The sequence below is a fragment of the Oleiphilus sp. HI0067 genome, from assembly GCF_001635735.1.
In genome coordinates, this window is record NZ_LWFI01000957.1 from 1 (window position 1) to 1,302 (window position 1,302).

Genomic DNA, 1,302 nt, shown 5'->3' on the forward strand with positions numbered 1-1,302 from the left:
GATGAGTATGCTCACTATGCGGGTTTAGTGCTCTGTGCTCATTAAGCAATCCGGTAAAGCTTTGGACCTTCCATGATTGTTTTAATTGAGGAGCGAATAACTCGTCTGAGAGCTCAGAAGCCGATTGAGAACTTTGATCAATCAACAATCGACTCGAGCGATTGAGCGCGTGTACTTCTTCAAACGTGAGATATTGATATGAAGTAGAAAAATCAGTGTGCTTCGTAAAACGAGAGATTGCGTCTTGCAGCCATCCTTTTTCAAGATCATCGGATAACTGGCCCTGTGATAACAAATAACCAAGCGCAGTGGAGTACATTTTGGGCGATCGACTCCCACTAAACTCCGCGGTGCCGATATAACAATGATATTGTGCGCGCGTTAAAGCGACATATAGTAAACGCATTTCTTCCGCTAAACGCTCTCGATCAGCCGCTGTTTGCTGTTGCTCGTTCGGCTCTAATGCTAAACATAAGCGTCCAGCCTCATCATAGAACCAAGCCTGTTGCGCATCTCTTGTCGTAAACAGAAACGGTAAAAACACAATTGGGTATTCCAAGCCCTTTGACTTATGAATCGTCACGATACGAACCAAGGCCTCGTCGCTTTCTAAACGAAGCTGATGCGTCGCGAGTTTTTCGGCTGATGGCTGCGCAGTCTGCCCAATGCACTGCCAATACCAACGTAACAAGGCGCTTTCTGATCGCAATGTGCGTGCTTTTTCTTGTAAAAGTTCAGCTAACTGACTGATGTTAGTTAGGCTGCGCTCCCAATCTAGCGTTACAGTGTCCTGTGACGTCGCCGCGTTATGCCAATGCTTTAGAATTGAAAACTCATCAATGGCTAAGCGCACCATGCTAAGCACACCAAAACGCTGCCAATGATGTTGTAGATTCTGAAAACGGTCTACCCATGTCTGTAAAGCAAACTCATCCTCTGTGATGCGAGACAGCTCGGCATCTGTTACCTGCCAAAATGGATCTTGCAGTACAGAACGTATCGCGCGCTTCTTTGTTGGGTTTTGCGCTGCCTCTAACAAAAATGCCAAAGACATAGCCTCCGCACTTTCAAACACAGAAGCATCGTCATCAAAGCAAGACTTAACACCGACCTGCGCTAGCACCTGCTTCACTTGTCGCGCTTCATTTTTAGTGCGCACAAGTATCGCTAAGTCAGAGCTATTCAGTCCTAGCGTTTTATCATTGAGTACTTCGCATACTTGCGAAGCCAACAACAAGCTTAAGCTATCCGATATATCAGCCTTTGATAAAGCCTTCCCCTCTTCATCAAATGCCTCAACTT

Annotated in this window: 1 protein-coding gene; it reads right to left on the reverse strand. The window is 45.9% G+C overall.

Annotated elements, in window-relative coordinates:
• Nucleotides 1-1,302: 3'-5' exonuclease (locus A3739_RS12255; RefSeq protein WP_304440273.1), on the reverse strand; the 1,302-nt coding region annotated here is incomplete at both ends.